At 63.4% G+C, this 16607-nt stretch carries 17 protein-coding genes; 9 read left to right on the top strand and 8 right to left on the bottom strand.

Going from position 1 to position 16607, the window contains the following annotated elements; genetic code table 11:
- Nucleotides 1–20 precede the first annotated feature (20 nt).
- The 4 genes from nadA to A9D13_RS10355 all read right to left on the bottom strand — a co-directional run bounded on the left by nadA (nt 21) and on the right by A9D13_RS10355 (nt 3692).
- Nucleotides 21–1010, bottom strand: a complete 990-nt coding sequence (gene nadA / locus A9D13_RS10370) for a quinolinate synthase NadA (protein WP_066773096.1) — start codon at nt 1008–1010, stop codon at nt 21–23.
- Nucleotides 1011–1121: 111 nt separating this feature from the next.
- The gene (locus tag A9D13_RS10365) at nt 1122–1907 is read right to left on the bottom strand and encodes a hypothetical protein (RefSeq protein WP_082922270.1); all 786 of its coding nucleotides are present in this window, start codon (nt 1905–1907) and stop codon (nt 1122–1124) included.
- Between the two features lie 67 nt (nt 1908–1974).
- The gene (locus tag A9D13_RS10360; RefSeq protein ID WP_066773095.1) at nt 1975–2850 is read right to left on the bottom strand and encodes an MBL fold metallo-hydrolase; all 876 of its coding nucleotides are present in this window, start codon (nt 2848–2850) and stop codon (nt 1975–1977) included.
- Nucleotides 2851–2873: 23 nt separating this feature from the next.
- On the bottom strand, nt 2874–3692 hold the full coding sequence (locus tag A9D13_RS10355; RefSeq protein ID WP_066773094.1) for a HesA/MoeB/ThiF family protein: 819 nt from the start codon (nt 3690–3692) through the stop codon (nt 2874–2876).
- Here A9D13_RS10355 and A9D13_RS20490 point away from each other — a divergent pair.
- The 8 genes from A9D13_RS20490 (at nt 3682) to dut (ending at nt 11337) form a co-directional block, all read left to right on the top strand.
- A complete protein-coding gene (locus A9D13_RS20490) occupies nt 3682–3834 on the top strand; it encodes a hypothetical protein (protein WP_156521999.1) in 153 nt (50 codons plus the stop codon). The genes A9D13_RS10355 and A9D13_RS20490 overlap by 11 nt on opposite strands.
- A 98-nt stretch (nt 3835–3932) precedes the next feature.
- The gene (rpsT, locus tag A9D13_RS10350; protein WP_066773093.1) at nt 3933–4193 is read left to right on the top strand and encodes a 30S ribosomal protein S20; all 261 of its coding nucleotides are present in this window, start codon (nt 3933–3935) and stop codon (nt 4191–4193) included.
- Between the two features lie 760 nt (nt 4194–4953).
- Nucleotides 4954–6339 (top strand): chromosomal replication initiator protein DnaA, encoded by a 1386-nt coding sequence (gene dnaA, locus A9D13_RS10345; RefSeq protein WP_066774004.1) that lies wholly within the window; start codon nt 4954–4956, stop codon nt 6337–6339.
- A gap of 74 nt (nt 6340–6413) precedes the next feature.
- Nucleotides 6414–7226: a bifunctional DNA-formamidopyrimidine glycosylase/DNA-(apurinic or apyrimidinic site) lyase gene (gene mutM / locus A9D13_RS10340; RefSeq protein ID WP_066773092.1), complete on the top strand. Its 813-nt coding sequence runs from the start codon at nt 6414–6416 to the stop codon at nt 7224–7226.
- Between the two features lie 52 nt (nt 7227–7278).
- Entirely contained in the window at nt 7279–8031 is a 753-nt protein-coding gene (locus A9D13_RS10335; RefSeq protein ID WP_066773090.1) for a class I SAM-dependent methyltransferase, read from the top strand.
- Between the two features lie 7 nt (nt 8032–8038).
- Complete coding sequence (gene ubiB / locus A9D13_RS10330) at nt 8039–9604, top strand: 2-polyprenylphenol 6-hydroxylase (RefSeq protein ID WP_066773088.1); 1566 nt, start codon at nt 8039–8041, stop codon at nt 9602–9604.
- A 9-nt stretch (nt 9605–9613) separates the two neighbouring features.
- Nucleotides 9614–10849: a bifunctional phosphopantothenoylcysteine decarboxylase/phosphopantothenate--cysteine ligase CoaBC gene (coaBC, locus tag A9D13_RS10325; RefSeq protein ID WP_066773086.1), complete on the top strand. Its 1236-nt coding sequence runs from the start codon at nt 9614–9616 to the stop codon at nt 10847–10849.
- Nucleotides 10846–11337, top strand: coding sequence for a dUTP diphosphatase (dut, locus tag A9D13_RS10320; RefSeq protein ID WP_066773084.1), 492 nt, complete (start codon nt 10846–10848; stop codon nt 11335–11337). The genes coaBC and dut overlap by 4 nt, the downstream gene beginning before the upstream one ends.
- A gap of 242 nt (nt 11338–11579) precedes the next feature.
- Here dut and A9D13_RS10315 read toward each other — a convergent pair whose 3' ends face one another.
- From A9D13_RS10315 to secB, 4 genes are all read right to left on the bottom strand, one after another.
- Nucleotides 11580–12269 (bottom strand): DUF4136 domain-containing protein, encoded by a 690-nt coding sequence (locus A9D13_RS10315; protein ID WP_066773079.1) that lies wholly within the window; start codon nt 12267–12269, stop codon nt 11580–11582.
- Nucleotides 12270–12449: 180 nt separating this feature from the next.
- Entirely contained in the window at nt 12450–13466 is a 1017-nt protein-coding gene (gene trpS / locus A9D13_RS10310) for a tryptophan--tRNA ligase (RefSeq protein ID WP_066773078.1), read from the bottom strand.
- Between the two features lie 19 nt (nt 13467–13485).
- The gene (murJ, locus tag A9D13_RS10305; protein ID WP_066773077.1) at nt 13486–15078 is read right to left on the bottom strand and encodes a murein biosynthesis integral membrane protein MurJ; all 1593 of its coding nucleotides are present in this window, start codon (nt 15076–15078) and stop codon (nt 13486–13488) included.
- A 25-nt stretch (nt 15079–15103) separates the two neighbouring features.
- Entirely contained in the window at nt 15104–15649 is a 546-nt protein-coding gene (secB, locus tag A9D13_RS10300) for a protein-export chaperone SecB (protein ID WP_066773076.1), read from the bottom strand.
- Between the two features lie 260 nt (nt 15650–15909).
- Here secB and A9D13_RS10295 point away from each other — a divergent pair, with 260 nt between their 5' ends.
- Nucleotides 15910–16584: a Tim44/TimA family putative adaptor protein gene (locus tag A9D13_RS10295; RefSeq protein WP_066773075.1), complete on the top strand. Its 675-nt coding sequence runs from the start codon at nt 15910–15912 to the stop codon at nt 16582–16584.
- The last annotated feature ends 23 nt before the right edge of the window (nt 16585–16607 follow it).

The raw sequence follows: 16607 nt of genomic DNA, 5'->3' as shown, positions 1-16607 counted from the left end.
CCCGAACCTGTGTGCCGGGCTTACGCCCGCCCGAGATCGCCCTTGCCGATCGTCCCGCTCGCCATCTCGATCATCTTGTCGAGGCTTTGCTTGGCTTTCAGGCGCAGCCCTTCCTCGATCTCGATCCGCGGCTCCAGGTCGCGCAGGGCGAGGTAGAGCTTCTCCATCGTGTTCAGCGCCATGTAGGGGCAGATGTTGCAGTTGCAGTTGCCGTCCGCCCCCGGCGCGCCGATGAAGGTCTTTTCGGGAAGCGCCGTTTCCATCTGGTGGATGATATGCGGCTCGGTCGCGACGATCAGCGTGTCGCCTTCCATCGTCTTCGCATATTGCAGGATGCCGCTGGTGGAACCCACGTAATCGGCATGGTCGACGATATGCGGCGGGCATTCGGGGTGCGCGGCGATGGGCGCGTCCGGATGCTGTTCCTTCAACTTCAGAAGCTCGGTCTCGGAAAAAGCCTCGTGCACGATGCACACGCCCGGCCACAGCAGCATGTCGCGGTCGAACTTGCGGTTGAGATAGCCGCCCAGATGCCGGTCGGGGCCGAAGATGATCTTCTGGTCCTTCGGGATCTGGGCAAGGATCGTTTCGGCGCTGGAGCTGGTGACGATCACGTCGGACAGAGCCTTCACCTCGGTCGAGCAGTTGATATAGGTGAGCGCGATATGGTCCGGGTGCCGTTCGCGGAAAGCCTTGAACTTTTCGGGCGGGCAGGAATCCTCAAGGCTGCAACCGGCGTCCAGATCAGGGAGGACCACGATCTTCTCGGGGCTCAGGATCTTGGCGGTGTCGGCCATGAATTTCACGCCGCAAAAGGCGATGACATCGGCATCGGTCGCGGCCGCCTTTTTCGAAAGCTCCAGCGAATCGCCGACGAAATCGGCGAGGTCCTGCAATTCCGGCTTCTGGTAATAATGCGCGAGGATCACGGCGTTGCGTTCCTTGCGCAGCCGCTCGATCTCGGCGCGAAGGTCGAGGCCGGACAGGTTTTCGCGAGGTTGGGCAGTCATTCAGGCGCTCCAGAGGCAAGTTTTCTTTGAAGTCCAGATGGACGCGCCAGCGCGCAAGTGCAAGGAGCGTGCGCAAGTGCAAGGACTTGGGTCCGGTTGCTCCGCCGGCAGTTACATCGCAAAGCCGGGCGGCAGGAACGCTTCCATCGGTCGCTCGGCCCCCGGCGTCCCGGCAAGGAAGTCGCGCGTGAAGGCGATGCCGAATTCGGAATAGGCGACCAGATCGGCCAGCCCCTGCGCCACCAGCAGCGCCCCTGCACCCCACAGCCAGGCCGGATGCACGCGCCCGGTCTTTACCAGGTCGCGGATCATGCCGATGATCGGCCATATCAGCACCACCAGCACCATGATCCGCCACGCATAGGGGATCATCAGCGGCAGCGGGATCAACCGCCCCAGCCCCGGCCCCGACAAAACCGCAAAGCCCATCAGCATCAGCCGCCGGTGCCAGCCCGAATAGCGGCGCGACTTCAACGCGGCAAAGGTCAGCCCGGCGAACAGCAGCAGGTGCACGGGGTTCGAAAACAGGAATTCATTCTGGTCGAAGAAGAAAGGCCCGCCATTGCGCCGCATCACCACGACCATAAGCCAGATGCCCAGCACCACCATCACCGGCACCAGCCCGGCCGAGATCATGCCGAGCCGGGCATGCAGCGCCCTGTTATCGGCTGCGATCAGCCCGCTCTGCGTGATGAAAAGGCCGGTCCAGGCGAAGAACGCGATGCCATGGGCATGATAGATCAGCGGCACGGCAAGGCTCGATCGCCCCATCGCGAAATTCAGCGAAAAGCCCGCGACGATGGTGATCGCGATGGCCAGCGCGAGATAGAAAAAGAACTTTCGCTCCGCGATTTCGCGCGTGCGCGCATCCCCGTTCGCCACAGTGGTCGTTGCCACTTCCCTCTCCCCGTTTTTCTCCGACCCTTGGGCGTTCAATACTACGGTCTTGGGGGGAAGGGAAATATCAGTCGGTCAGCCGCCAATGGTCGTTGGTCGAACAGACGGTCCCGCGCGTTTCCAGATCGACGAGATGGGCCATCACCGACATGCCGGCTGCGCCGACCAGCCGGGAATCGAGGCCGACATACATCGCCTGCACCAGCTCGGGGATCGTCTTCGCGCCGGTACCCAGTTGCTTCAGGATCTGGCGCTCGCGCTGGCGGCGGTGGCCGATCATACCGCGCACCAGCTGGCGCGGGTTGGTGACCGGCGCACCATGGGCGGGGTAATAGATGCGGTCCTCGCGTTCATGCAGCTTTTCCATTGACGCCATGTATTGCGCCATGTCGCCATCGGGCGGGATCACCACCGTGGTCGACCAGCCCATGACATGGTCGCCGGTGAACATCGCGCCGGTTTCCTCCAGCGCGAAGCACAGATGGTTCGATGTATGCCCCGGCGTGGCGATGGCGGTCAGCGTCCAGCCATCGCCTTTGAGCTGTTCGCCATCGGCCAATACGCGGTCGGGTGCATAGCTGTCGTCAAATGGCGCATCGCCGCGTGGCCCGATGCTGTCGAGCGCCAACGCCGCGCAGCCGATAACCGGCGCTCCGGTCGCCTGTGCCAGCGGTGCGGCCAGCGGCGAATGGTCGCGGTGGGTATGGGTGCACAGAATCGCCGCGACCTTGCGGTCTCCGATGGCGGCGATCAGCGCGTCCAGATGCTCATCCTCGTTCGGGCCGGGGTCGATGACGGCGACATCGCTGCCCGCGCCGACCAGATAGGTCTGCGTCCCATGCAGGGTAAAGGCGCTGGGATTATCCGCGAGCACGCGCGCGACCAGCGGTTCAAGCTCTATCGCGGTGCCGACGGGCGGGGCGGGTTGGTCCTTGGAAGCCATGAAGGCGATATGGAGAGCCGGGCCTACTCTGTCGACCCGTGACCAAGTGCTCGGCAGGCCGGATCCTTCATCACGCGGATCGTGCGCAGCCGCGGGGCGAGCCCGTCGAAGAGCTGCAATTGCCCCCATTGCGGATCGCCCAGCGCCGAAACGCCATCCAGCGCGATGCGGATCGCCATCATCGCGGCCATGCTGCCCGCCATGCCGGTAAAGGCGCCCAAGACGCCATCGGCGGCGCAGGTGTCGCAATCCTCGGCGTCGAAGGCGTCGCCGACCCAGCAGCGATAGCAGGGCTGATCGGGCAGGTGCCCCGCGAAATTGGCGGTCTGCGCCTGAAAGCGCCCGACCGCCGCGCTGGTGAGCGGGATGCCGAGCGCGGTCGCGGCGTCGGATACGGCAAGGCGAGTCGCGAAATTGTCGCAGCCGTCGAGTATCTGTCCGGTGTCGCTGATCAGGTCCCGCACATTACCGGCGTCGATCCGCGCCCGGACGGGAATGACGTCGAGCGCGGGGTCGAATCGCCGAACCCAATCGGCGGCGGCCTTCGCCTTGGGCGCGCCGATGTCGCTTTCGGTATAGATGGTCTGACGCTGGAGATTGCTCGCCTCGACCACGTCATCGTCGATGATGGTCAATTTTCCGATGCCTGCCGCCGCCAGATACTGGATCGCAGGCGCGCCGATGCCGCCTGCGCCCACCACCAGCACATGCGATGCCGCCAGCCGCGCCTGCCCCGCGCCGCCGATTTCGGGCAGGACGATATGGCGGGCGAATCGCTCCAGCCTTTCGGGGTTTGCCAGCGGATCCTGAATGGAGCGCGGGTCTGAATTCGTGTCGGTCATTGCATCCGCCCTTGCCGTGCGCGCCGCGCAAGGGCAAGGGGGCGCGGCAGTGCAGCGCAGCCGCGCGCGAATCCTTGACGATTCGCAGATCGGCCGCTATGCGCCGCGCTTTCTCGCGAGGAACACCCGTTTCGTCGGCTGATTTCGCGCGCGATTTCAAACGGAATTATCGGGCTGCTGATCAAATCAGACGGGCAGCCGCCAACCAATGGCTGCCCACAGCCGAAAAGGAAGTAAGACATGGCCAATACGCCGCAGGCGCGTAAGCGCATCCGCCGCAACGAGCGGCGCGCCGAAATCAACGGCAACCGCATGAGCCGCATCCGCAGCTTCGTGAAGAAGGTCGAAAGCGCGATCGACGCTGGCGACAAGGAAGCTGCCAGCACCGCGCTCGCTTCGGCACAGCCCGAACTGGCTCGCGGCGTTGCTCGCGGCGTGATGCACAAGAACACCGCATCGCGTAAGATGAGCCGCCTGACCAAGCGCGTCGCCGCTCTGTAAATTCGAGCTTTCCGATCGCATGGCGCGCAGGCCCCCTGGGGCCGCGCCGCGATTCAGGGCACGGATCGGAAAACCCCGTCACCGGCTTGTCCGGTGGCGGGGTTTTCGCATGCCAGCCGTTCGCGAGAGCGGATTTGGCGACGCAGCGGGCGGGCCCCATCTGGCGACTGTTCGGATGGCAGCTTCCGCGCGACTTCTGCTCTTTGGCGATTCGGACTGATTCGGTCCGAATCGGGTATCGATCTTGCCGATTTGGGACCGGGCGTTGCGATGCCGACAGTCTATGTTGCATCGCAGCATGGCCGGGCCATTCTGTTTTGCACTGCAATATCGACGCAATTCCCACGATTCGCGGGGGGTGCGGCCCGAAAATCGGCGCGATTCAGCCGTTTAAGTGGGAAGCGCAGCATTTCTGCGGCCTTGCACGAGTCAACACGCATTATTTCAGATTTTTTACGCCTCAACCCTTGCCGCTCAGCCATCCACAGTCTTAGAAAAATGGCACGCCGGTCGGGATCGCGATCGGCATCAATGGACACAGCAGATTCATCTTCCTGCCGTTAGAAGGGGGCGGCGGAGGACCGGTGGTTTTTGTCATTTATAGACGATTATGCCGGTAGCGGGAATTGCAATGGTCAGGACGGGATCGGAGCACAAGATAGTGATGGGACGAACGGGGGCTGGCTCGCTGGCGGGGAACAAGGCCGTATCGCAGGGTGAATTGGCGCGTAACGGTATGAATGATAAAGCGAGCGAAATGATGGAAGAAGAACGTGAAGCCCTCGCGGCCGATTGGGCCGATATCTGCGTGGGGCTTCGCAAGGACCTCGGCCAGCAGCTGTATGGCCAGTGGATTCGCCCGGTGGAACTGGGCAATTTCTGCCGTGAGACCGGCACGCTGGATCTCTACCTGCCGACCGAATTCTCTGCGAACTGGGTGAACGACCGTTTCGCCGACCGCTTGTCGCTCGCGTGGAAGATCGCGCGCAGCGAAGTGCGGAACGTGCGCATCTCGGTCCATCCCGGTCGCCGCAAGCTGCCCGACATCCATGTCGGTCCGGCCGCGGCCAATGATCACACGCCGCAGCCGACCAATCCGGCCGATGCAATCGCGGAACTGGGCAGCGCGGGTCTCGATCCTTCGCTGACCTTCGCGACCTTCGTGACGGGTGAAGGCAATGTGCTCGCTTATAATGCCGCGCAGCGCATGGCAGCATCCGAAACGCCGCAGTTCTCGCCGCTGTATCTGAAGGCCGCGACGGGGCAGGGCAAGACGCATCTCCTCCACGCGATCGGCCACCAGTTCGCCGCCGCGAAACCGGGCAGCCGCATCTTCTACTGCTCGGCCGAGCGTTTCATGGTCGAGTTCGTGCAGGCTTTGCGCCAGAACCAGATGATAGAGTTCAAGTCGCGCCTGCGCGGTTTCGACATGCTGCTGGTCGATGACATCCAGTTCATCATCGGCAAGGCCAGCGCTCAGGAAGAGCTGCTCTACACGATCGATGCGCTGCTCGCCGAAGGCAAGCGGCTGGGCTTTGCCGCCGACCGCGCACCTCAGGCGCTGGACGGGGTGGAGCCGCGCCTCTTGTCGCGCCTGTCGATGGGTCTGGTCGCCGATATCCAGGCTGCCGACATCGATCTTCGCCGCAAGATCCTCGAACATCGCCTGACGCGTTTCACGTCGAATGACGTGCCCGACGATGTGATCGAGTTTCTGGCCCGCACCATCAGCCGCAACGTGCGTGAACTCGTCGGCGGCCTCAACAAGCTGATCGCCTATGCGCAGCTGACCGGCCAGCCGGTTTCGCTGAACCTTGCCGAAGAGCAGCTGACCGACATTCTTTCGGCCAATCGCCGCCGCATCACCATCGACGAGATCCAGCGCACGGTCTGCCAGTTCTACCGGCTCGACCGCAGCGAGATGGCATCGAAGCGCCGCGCGCGCGCCGTGGTCCGTCCGCGTCAGGTGGCGATGTATCTCGCCAAGGTGCTGACCCCGCGAAGCTACCCTGAAATCGGGCGCAAGTTCGGCGGCCGCGACCATTCGACCGTGATCCACGCCGTGCGCCTGATCGAGGATCTGCGCGCCCGCGACGCTGACATGGATGGCGATGTGCGTTCGCTGCTGCGCCAGCTGGAAAGCTGATCGATCTAGTCACATGAAAACCGATAAGGGCGGTGCTCGCAAAGCGCGGGTGCCGCCCTTATATATTGGCCCGCATGCCTGAACTTCCCGAAGTAGAGACGACGATTCGCGGCCTTGCCGGATTTCTGGAAGGCGAGACGATCGCCCGCGCCCGCGTCAATCGTCCGGATCTGCGCCGCCCGTTCCCGCCCGATCTGGTGCAGGTGCTGACGGGCGCAAAGGTCACCCATCTGTCGCGCCGCGCCAAATATGGCCTCATCCATCTCGACCGGCAGCAGGCGATGATCTTCCACCTTGGCATGAGCGGGCGCTGGCGGATCGATCCCGAAGAGATCGGCAAGCATGACCATCTGGTGCTGGAGACAGGTGCAGGCCATGTGTTGGCCCTGAACGATGCCCGCCGTTTCGGCTCGGTCGATCTGGTGGATGAGGCGGCGCTGGACCAGTTCGCACCCTTTGCCGCGATAGGGCCGGAACCGCTTGGCCCCGATCTCACGCCGCAGCACCTGAAACGCGCCTTTGCGGGCAAGATCACGGCAGTCAAAGTGGCGCTGCTCGACCAGCGCCTCGTCGCCGGGCTGGGCAATATCTATGTGTGCGAGGCTTTGCACCGCGCCGGGATCCGCCCGGACAAGCCGGCGGGCGCCGTCAGCCTGCCAAAGCTGAAGCTGCTTGTTCCCGCGATCCGCGATGTGCTCAATGAATCCATCGCGGCGGGCGGATCGTCGATGCGCGATTATGCCAAACCCGATGGCGAGCTGGGCTATTTCGCCACCAGCTGGCGCGTCTATGGCCGCGAGGGACAGCCCTGCCATTGCGGCGGCACGGTCGAGCGTTTTGTCCAAGGCGGACGCTCCACATTCTGGTGCCGCAAATGCCAGAAATAAAAGCCGCCTCTTTTCCTTTGCCTGAGCGATAGAAGGCCCTAAACCGCCAGCCATGACCACGGACAGCAGCCCCGATACCGCCACCGCCTCCTTCGGCTATGAAGAAATCCCGGCAGAAGAGAAAATCGTGCGCGTCGGCGCCGTCTTCTCGGGCGTGGCGAAGAAATACGACATCATGAACGATGCGATGTCGGGCGGCATGCACCGGCTCTGGAAGGATCGCTTCGTGCGCCGGGTGAAGCCGCGTGCGGGTGAACGCATTCTCGACATGGCGGGCGGCACGGGCGACATCGCCTTTCGCATGGCGCCATCGGGGGCCGAAATCACCGTTTCGGACATCAACCAGGACATGCTCGACGTCGGGCTTGAGCGAGCGGTGAAAAAGGGGCTGACCGATTTCGTCTGGTCCTGCCAGAACGCCGAGGAGCTGAACTTCCCGGATCGCCAGTTCGACGCCTATACCATCGCATTCGGTATCCGGAACGTCACCCATATCGACCGCGCATTGGCTGAGGCCTATCGCGTCTTGAAGCATGGCGGGCGCTTCTTCTGCCTTGAGTTTTCGACCACGACATGGCCGGGGTTCAAGGAAGTCTACGACAATTACTCGCACAAGCTCGTGCCGCAGATCGGCAAGATGATCGCAGGGGATGAAGACAGCTATCGCTATCTCATCGAATCGATCCGCCGTTTCCCGCCCATGCCCGAATTCGAAGCCATGATCCGCAAGGCCGGCTTTGTTCAGACGAGGGTGGAGCCGATCATGGGCGGCCTTGTCGCGATCCATTCGGGCTGGAAGATCTGATACAGCCGTGACCAGACCCGCAACGCATATCTGGCGCCTTGGCAAATGGGCGCGCACGCTGGCGCGATATGGCGCGCTGCGCGGGATCGAGCGCGATCCCAACACGCCGCTGCCCGTAAAGCGCCTGATCAGCATCTTCAGCCTGTTCACGGTGAAGCAGCGCGACCCCGATTACGCCGCCGCCTTCCAGAAAATCGGTCCCGCCGCGATCAAGTTCGGCCAGACGCTGGCAACCCGCCCCGACCTTGTCAGCGAGGACGCGGTCAAGAACCTGCTCTCGCTGCAGGACAGCCTGCCGCCGGTCGATTTCGAGGCGATCAAGAGGCAGATCGAGACGAGCTTCGAGCGCCCGATCGAGGATCTGTACGACAGCATCGACCCTGTGCCCGTGGGCGCGGCGTCGATCGCACAGGTGCACAAGGCGATTACCACCGATGGCCGCACCGTTGCGGTCAAGGTGCTGCGCCCCGGCATACGCGAGCAGTTCAACCGCGATATTGAGACCTATGAATGGGCCGCCGCCCATCTGGAGGGGCTGGGCGGTGAAGCCAAACGCCTGCGCCCGCGCCTCACCATCGCCAATTTCAAACGCTGGACCAGCCGTGAGCTGGACCTGCGGCGCGAGGCGGCATCGGCGAGCGAGCTGGCCCAGTCCATGACCGCGGTGCCCGGTTTTCGCGTGCCGGATATCGACTGGGACCGCACCAATGGCCGCGTGATGACGATCGAATGGATCGACGGGCTGAAACTGTCGGACCGCGAAGGGCTGCGCGCAGCAGGCCACAATCTCCCTGATCTGGCGCAGCGGCTGGTACTGGCGTTTTTGCGTCAGGCGATCAGCGGCGGGTTCTTCCATGCCGATATGCACCAGGGGAACCTGTTCGTCGATGCCGACGGCACCATCGTCGCCATCGATTTCGGCATCATGGGCCGCATCGACCGCCGCGCCCGCGCATGGCTGGCCGAGATTCTATACGGCCTGACCACCGGCAATTACCGCCGCGTGGCCGAGATTCATTTCGAGGCGCAATATGTGCCCAGCCACCATTCGGTCGACGATTTTGCCACCGCTTTGCGCGCCGTGGGCGAACCGATGCGCGGCAAGCCGGTATCCGAACTTTCGGTCGGTCAGATGCTGGACGGATTATTCGCCATCACCCGCGATTTCGACATGCAGACACAGCCGCACCTGCTGCTCCTGCAAAAGACGATGGTCATGGTCGAAGGGCTGGCGACATCATTGGATCCCGGCATCAACCTGTGGGATACGGCAGCGCCTTTCGTGAAGGAATGGATCCGGGACGAACTTGGCCCCGAATCCTTTATCGCCGACCGCATCCGCAAGGATACCGAGACGCTGCTCAGGATCCCCGACCTCGTCCGCCGGATCGAAGAACAATTTCCCGCCCGCGGCGGCGCCCCCGAACCGCCGCCTTTGCCCGAGGTCGAGCTGGTCTGGGAAAGGAAGGCGAGAAAAGCCGGGAGCGGCGGTTCTCTCTTCCCCTATCTCGTCAGCGCGGCGGTTGGCGCAGCGGCAGTCTATGGCGCTGTATTCGCAGGCTGGATCGGCTAGGCTGCGGCCATGGGCAAGAAAGTTCTCCTCATCATCGGTGGCGGCATCGCGGCCTATAAGGCGTGCGAACTCGTCCGCCTGATCCGTAAAGGCGGGGGCGAGGTGACCTGCGTCGTCACGGAAAGCGGGCAGCAGTTCGTGACCCCGATGACGCTGGCGGCGCTGTCGGAAAATCCCGTCTACACCACGCTCTGGGACCTGAAGAACGAGGCCGAGATGGGCCATATCCAGCTCAGCCGGGAGGCCGATCTGGTGGTGGTGTGCCCCGCGACCGCGAACCTGATGGCGAAGATGGCTGGCGGCATTGCCGATGATCTTGCCACCACGCTGCTGCTGGCGACGGATAAGCCCGTGCTGGCCGTTCCAGCCATGAACGTGCGCATGTGGGAGCATCCAGCAACCCAGCGCAATGTGAAGCAGCTTCGCGCCGATGGCATCACGGTCATGGAGCCCGACGAAGGCCCGATGGCTTGCGGCGAATTCGGTGCAGGCCGCCTGCCCGATCCCGCCGCCATCTGGCAGGCGATCAGCAGTTTTGGCACGGCCGACCCTCTGGCGGGACAGCCCGATTTTGCGGGAGAAAACCATCGGTCGTTGCATGGCCGCCATGTGCTGGTGACCGCTGGCCCCACGCATGAACCCATCGACCCGGTGCGCTATATCGCCAACCGGTCGAGCGGGAAGCAGGGCTTTGCCATTGCCGCTGCCGCCGCTGCCGCTGGTGCGCGGGTCACCTTGGTCGCGGGGCCGGTGCATCTGGAAACGCCGCCGGGAGTCGATCGCTATGACGTCGAATCCGCGCGCGAAATGCTGGACGCGGTGAATGGGGCACTGCCCGCCGATGTCGCCATCATGGTCGCCGCTGTCGCCGACTGGCGCGCCGCCGATACCGCCGGGCAAAAGATCAAGAAGGACGGATCGGGCGAGGTGCCGCCGCTTTCCCTGGCCGAGAACCCGGACATCTTGAAAAGCGTGGCCGCATCGCCTGCGCGCCCGCACCTGCTGATCGGTTTTGCCGCCGAAACCCATGACGTCGTCGCCCATGCGCAGGCCAAGCGCACCCGCAAGGGCGCCGACTGGATCGTTGCCAATGACGTGTCGGGTGACGTGATGGGCGGCGATGCCAATACGGTCCATCTCGTCACGGCGAGCGGGGTGGAAGACTGGCAGCCCATGCCCAAGGGCGAGGTCGCACATGCGCTGGTCGAGCGCATCGCCAGCCATTGCATGAAGGAAGAGCGATGAAACCGCATGAGCCTGTTCCCGTTCCCGTGATGCGGCTTCCCGGAAACGACGATTTGCCGCTCCCCAGCTATGCCACCGATGGCGCGGCGGGGATGGATGTGGTCTCTGCCGAGGACCGGATCATCAATCCCGGCGAACGCGTGGCGGTGGCGACCGGCCTCGCCATGGCGATCCCCGAAGGATACGAAATCCAGATCCGTCCCCGTTCGGGGCTGGCGCTAAAGCACGGGATCACCGTGCCCAATACGCCGGGCACCATCGATTCCGACTATCGCGGCGAGCTGAAGGTCATCCTGATCAACCACGGCATGGAGCCATACGAGGTCGCGCGCGGTGACCGCATCGCGCAGGCGGTGCTGGCCCCGGTGGTGCAGGCCAGCTGGCTTAAGGTCGAGCATCTCGACGACACAAAGCGCGGGGCACGGGGCTTTGGCTCCACCGGTTTCGGCGCGGCCAGCGTCGACCCCATCGACAAGGGGCATGGCTGAACGCCATTCCTGACGCGAAGATGAAAAGACCCGGCAAGCACAAGGCCTGCCGGGTCTTTTCACTTATGTTTTTCAAAAAAGCCCGACCGTCCCTCAATGATCCGATCGCCCAAGGGGGACAGGGCAAAATATCTCAACGGCCGGGCAGGAACAGGAACGGGTGTGGCCTCTGCAATGGAGCCCGCCCCTGCGGGGAAACGCACCGCCCCTGAGACGGCGCGCTTCAAAACTTCAACGTCTGATCAGTCGACGCGTTTCACTTTTTTCGCGCGATCTTCCGGTGCGATGGAAATGCGCAGCGTCTCACCCGAATTGCCCGGGAAATCGGTGAACATCGCATCGACGAGATTCGGCACGAGATATTGCAGGCGATTGGAGCGCGAGACCGCTTCGGCCTTGCCTTCGAACAGCCGTTCACCCGTGGCGCGGCGGTCGATCTTGAGGTCGATGCCGCTGGTATAGACGGTTACGCTGTCGATATCCGGGCCGCGGCTGAAGAACGGATCGTACCAGCCATAACCCCATGCCGAGCTGCGATAGAAGCGGCGACCGTAATAGCCGCGATACCACGGATCATAGAACGGATCGCGAGAGAAGGCCGAGGTGAAGATCTTTTCGCGGCCATCGTCGACACCATAGTCGAAGCGCACCAGCAGGTCGGCGGTTTCGGGCGAAGCCTGCGTATAGCCCAGCCCTGCCATCTCTTCCTCGACATAATCGGCGTAGGTCGCGAATTCGAGACCGCCCGTCAGCGCCGGATCGTCGGCGACGACGGCGAAAGTCTTGCCGTCAGGCGCGGGAAGCTGCGCCTGAAAGCGCGAGACATCGGCCTGAAACGGCGTGGCGCAGGCGGCGACGCCCGCGATCAGCAGCGGCGCGGCAATCAGCTTGGCCCATCGCGTGACGGACTTGGGGGACCAGCGGGAATTCATGGACGAAGCCTCCGAAAAATCGCTTGGACGTTCGCGGCAGACTGATCGTCAAAGCTGATAACAGGCTGACAGAAACAACGCGAAACGCCGCAGATATTGCACATCTTGTAGCGATTCGGGGCTGAATGTCAGTTGAATGTTTGTAACAGCCCCGCGCCTTTCCCGTGGCATTCCATTAACTTAGCGCAATAGCCCCAATGCACTATAAGCATTCGCCAGCGTCGGTGCGGCTGCTTCGCGGGCACGGAAGGCCCCTCGGGCAAGAATCGCGTCGATCTGCTCTTCGTCTTTCTTCAACTCGTTGAAGCGTTCGGAGATGGGGCGCAGATGCTCCACCAGCAATTCGGCCAGCGCCGGCTTGAACTTGCCGAAACCCTCGCCGCCGAATTCGGCCAGCACGTCGGCGACCGATTTCTCCGCGACCGAGGCGTAGATCGAAACGAGGTTCAGCGCCTCGGGACGGCCTTCCAGCCCCTTGGCCTCAGACGGCAGCGGTTCGGGGTCGGTCTTCGCCTTCTTGATCTTTTTCAGCATGGTATCGGGATCGTCGTTCAGATTGATCCGGCTCATTTCCGAAGGATCGGATTTGCTCATCTTGGCCGTGCCGTCGCGCAGGCTCATGATCCGCGCCGCTTCGGGCGGGATCATCGGGTCGGGCAGGGTAAAGACCGGATCTTCTTCAGAAGCGAAGTCATTGTTGAACTTTTGCGCGATGTCGCGGGCCAGCTCCAGATGCTGCTTCTGGTCCTCGCCCACCGGAACATGCGTCGCCTGATACAACAGCACGTCGGCAGCCTGCAGCACCGGATAGGTAAACAGCGCGACGCTTGCCCCTTCGCGGTTCTTGCCCGACTTGTCCTTGAATTGGGTCATGCGGTTCATCCAGCCCATGCGGGCGGTGCCGTTCAAAAGCCATTGCAGCTCTGCATGCGCGGGCACTTGCGCCTGGTTGAAGACGGCGGACTTGTTCGCGTCCACGCCGCAGGCAATGACGGCGGCGGCAATCTCACGCGTGGCACCGGCCAGCTGCGATGCATCATGCGGCATCGAGATCGCGTGCAGATCGGCGATGAAGAAGAAGCATTCGCCGCCCTCTGCCGTCACCTGTTCCTGCAGGCGCACCCAGTTGCGGATCGCGCCGAGGTAATTGCCGAGGTGGAGATTGCCGGTGGGCTGGATGCCCGAAACGATACGCATGAATGCTGCCTCTTTGGCCTTATTCGGAAGGTCTGGCGGTTTTCGCCGCCCGCTTGCGCCGTAGCTGCGCGATGAGGTCCTTGTCGATAGCGCCGATGATCCACGCGACCGCAAAGAACACGATGGCCCCTGCGCCCACCAGCACGGCCAGCGACCAGACCCGTTCGACGACGCTGGCGCCATAGCGATCCGCCATCAGCGGCACCAGCAGCCAGAGCACCGCGCCCATCGCCGCGCTGGCGATGATCTGCCGCCCGATCCGGCCCGCCAGCTTCCACGTGAAATGGAACCAGCCCCGCGCCTGCAAGATGGTGTAGAGCGTCAGCACGTTGAGCGTCGAGGTGAACGCCGTCGCGCCTGCCAGCCCGACGATGCCGTAACGCGGCACGACATAGAAATTGATCGCGATATTCACGATCAGCGCACCGCCCGCGATCCAGACCGGGGTCTTGGTATCCTCCCGGCTGAAGAAGGCGGGCTGAAACACCTTGACCAGCACATAGGCGGGAAGCCCCGCGACCAGCGCCATGACGATCTGGCCCATGATGAGGCCATCGGTTGCGGTCATCTTGCCGCCGACGAAAAAAGCGGTGGTGAACGCAGGCGCGCAGATCGCCAGCGCCGCGGCGGCGGGCAGGGTGAGCAGGGTCGCCATCTCCACCGCATTGGCCTGCAGGCGCTGCGCTTCACGAGTGTCGCCGGTCTGGATATGGCGCGCCAGCATCGGCAGGATCGCGGTGCCCAGCGCAATGCCGACAATGCCCAGCGGCATCTGGTTCAGCCGGTCCGCCAGCTTCAGCAGCGTCAGCGATCCCTGCGGCAGGCTGGTCGCGAAAAACGTGTCGACGAACTGGCTGATCTGATAGATCCCCGCGCCAAAGGTGGCGGGCAGGATCAGCATGCCCAGCCGCTTGACCTCGGGCGTGAAACGCGGGCGGGTGATGCGCAGATGAACCCCCGCCTTGCGAACGGCCCAGGCCATATAGGACAGCTGCGCAACGCCTGCCGCCGGAACCGAAATGGCCAGCGCGGTGGCGATCGCCGCCTCGCTCCCCCCGGTGTGGCCGATATAGAACCCAGCGCCCAATCCGGTGATCAGCACGATATTGAGGAGAACCGGCACGAACGCGCCGGGCGCGAATTTCGACCGCGCGTTCAAGAGCCCCGACAGCATTGCGACAAGGCTGACGAGGCCAAGATAGGGAAAGGTGATGGTCGAAAGCGTCACCGCCAGTTCGAACTTCCCCGGCACCTCCTGGTATTCGCGGGCCAGCAGCCACACGATCCCCGGCATCGCCAGCATGGCAAGCGCGGAAAAACCCAGAAGCACCCAGACGAACACGGCCAGCGTGTCATTGGCAAAACGGTTCGCCGCCTCCTCGCCTTCATCCGAATGGAGGCGGCGCGAATACATCGGGACAAAAGCGACCGAAAACGCGCCTTCGGCAAACAGGCGGCGGAAGGTGTTGGGCAGGATGAAGGCGAGCTGGAACGCGTCAGCGGCCGCGCCTGCACCCAGCACGCGGGCGAGCAGCATGTCGCGCGCGAATCCGAACACGCGCGACAATGCGGTCAGCCCGCCGATCGTGCCGACGTTCTTGACGAGGCTCATGTGCCCGGCCCGTCAGTGCGTGGGATCAGGCTTCGCCCATCGGCTGGCCGGCGGCGGCCTGCTGCTGGCGGCGCTGTTCCATCTGCTGCTGGTAGAGCCCTGCGAAATCGATCGGATCGAGCAGCAGCGGCGGATAGCCCGCATCGCGCACGGCGTCCGAAACGATTCGGCGCACGAAGGGGAACAGGATGCGCGGTGCCTCGGCATAGAGGAAGGCGTGGCCCTGTGCTTCGGGCACGTTGCGCATGCCGATGAGGCCGCAATAGGTGAGCTCGATGATATAGACCGTGCCCTGCGCCGTCTTGGACGTGATCACGACCTTCAGCGCGACCTCGCTCACTTCCTCGTCGATGCCGGTGGCATTGATGTTGAACTGGACATCCAGCTCGTGCTGGTCGGTCCACTGATAGCTCTTGGGCGAATTCGGGTTCTCGACCGAAAAGTCCTTAACGTACTGGGAAATAAGACCGATCGCGGGGGAAGTGTCCGCGCCATTGCCCGCATGCGGGTCGCCCGCGCCGCCAGCAGGTCCATTGCCAAGGTCGGTGAGGATGTTGCCTTCGTCGGCCATGATGCTCTTTCGTGTCTGAGAAACCGGAATTTGCGGCAAGCCGCCACATGGCTGCGGCGCGTAGCACCGCGCGCACGCATGGGCAACAGCGGGGGTGCGCAGCTCTGCCCGTTGGGCGGGAACAACACGGCTTTCGGCGGATTGCCATGGTCACGGGATGTTCACCCCGTTTGTATATTTGTGTTTCGTTCCTATTTCAGGCACGTTCGCTTTTTCGCCGGAATCATCCGGTTTCATACTAGACTACGGATGGATCACTCGTGATCGTCGAAATCGTAATCCTCGCCATGATCGCCGCCTTTCTGGGGCTGCGCCTCTATTCCGTCCTTGGCCGCCGGGCCGAGCATGAGGAGGAGATGCTGGGCCGCATGTCGCATTCGCCCGAGGCGCCGCAATCGCCGCGCGCCGAAACCGGCGATGCCAGCGGACAGCCGGGCGAACGATCGGTTCCGGGTCTGGAACGTGCGCTTGCCAATATTCCCGTCGGCGCGCAGGCCGCCGTGCGCGAAATCGCGCAGGCCGACCGTCGCTTTTCTCCCTTTGCCTTTATCGAGGGGTCAAAGGCTGCTTACGGCATGATCCTCGAAGCGTTCTGGAAGGGCGACCGCGAGACATTGAACGAGCTGTGCGACGATGACGTCTATGCCAGCTTCGCTTCGGCCATCGACGCGCGCGAGGCAGCGGGTGAGACCAATCACAACCGCCTGATCCGTATCGAGGAAGCCGAGATCGTCGGCGCCGACTTCGAGTCGCCGATGGCGCGCATCACCGTGCGCTTCGTCGCCGACATCGCTGCCCTGACCAAGGACAAGGACGGCAATATGATCGCCGGCTCGCTGGACGATGCGGTGCAGTCGCGCGATGTCTGGACTTTCAGCCGCAAGGTCACCGCGATGCGCCCCGACTGGCTGCTCGACGAAACCGACGAAGGCTGATCCCGCATACCGGGGGGAGAGTA

Source organism: Croceicoccus mobilis, assembly GCF_001661965.1.
Lineage (GTDB): Bacteria > Pseudomonadota > Alphaproteobacteria > Sphingomonadales > Sphingomonadaceae > Croceicoccus > Croceicoccus mobilis.
Note: the sequence above shows the minus strand (reverse complement) of the source record. Positions and strands in the feature narration are given on the sequence as shown.

Bases quoted from the DNA above. Each gene is read 5' to 3' on its own strand.
- A9D13_RS10360 (WP_066773095.1), bottom strand. From the start codon at position 2,850: ATGGCTTCCAAGGACCAACCCGCCCCGCCCGTCGGCACCGCGATAGAG.
- secB (WP_066773076.1), bottom strand. From the start codon at position 15,649: ATGGCCGACGAAGGCAACATCCTCACCGACCTTGGCAATGGACCTGCT.
- nadA (WP_066773096.1), bottom strand. From the start codon at position 1,010: ATGACTGCCCAACCTCGCGAAAACCTGTCCGGCCTCGACCTTCGCGCC.
- murJ (WP_066773077.1), bottom strand. From the start codon at position 15,078: ATGAGCCTCGTCAAGAACGTCGGCACGATCGGCGGGCTGACCGCATTG.
- mutM (WP_066773092.1), top strand. From the start codon at position 6,414: ATGCCTGAACTTCCCGAAGTAGAGACGACGATTCGCGGCCTTGCCGGA.
- trpS (WP_066773078.1), bottom strand. From the start codon at position 13,466: ATGCGTATCGTTTCGGGCATCCAGCCCACCGGCAATCTCCACCTCGGC.
- A9D13_RS10355 (WP_066773094.1), bottom strand. From the start codon at position 3,692: ATGACCGACACGAATTCAGACCCGCGCTCCATTCAGGATCCGCTGGCA.
- A9D13_RS10315 (WP_066773079.1), bottom strand. From the start codon at position 12,269: ATGAATTCCCGCTGGTCCCCCAAGTCCGTCACGCGATGGGCCAAGCTG.
- rpsT (WP_066773093.1), top strand. From the start codon at position 3,933: ATGGCCAATACGCCGCAGGCGCGTAAGCGCATCCGCCGCAACGAGCGG.
- dut (WP_066773084.1), top strand. From the start codon at position 10,846: ATGAAACCGCATGAGCCTGTTCCCGTTCCCGTGATGCGGCTTCCCGGA.
- coaBC (WP_066773086.1), top strand. From the start codon at position 9,614: ATGGGCAAGAAAGTTCTCCTCATCATCGGTGGCGGCATCGCGGCCTAT.
- dnaA (WP_066774004.1), top strand. From the start codon at position 4,954: ATGGAAGAAGAACGTGAAGCCCTCGCGGCCGATTGGGCCGATATCTGC.
- A9D13_RS10335 (WP_066773090.1), top strand. From the start codon at position 7,279: ATGACCACGGACAGCAGCCCCGATACCGCCACCGCCTCCTTCGGCTAT.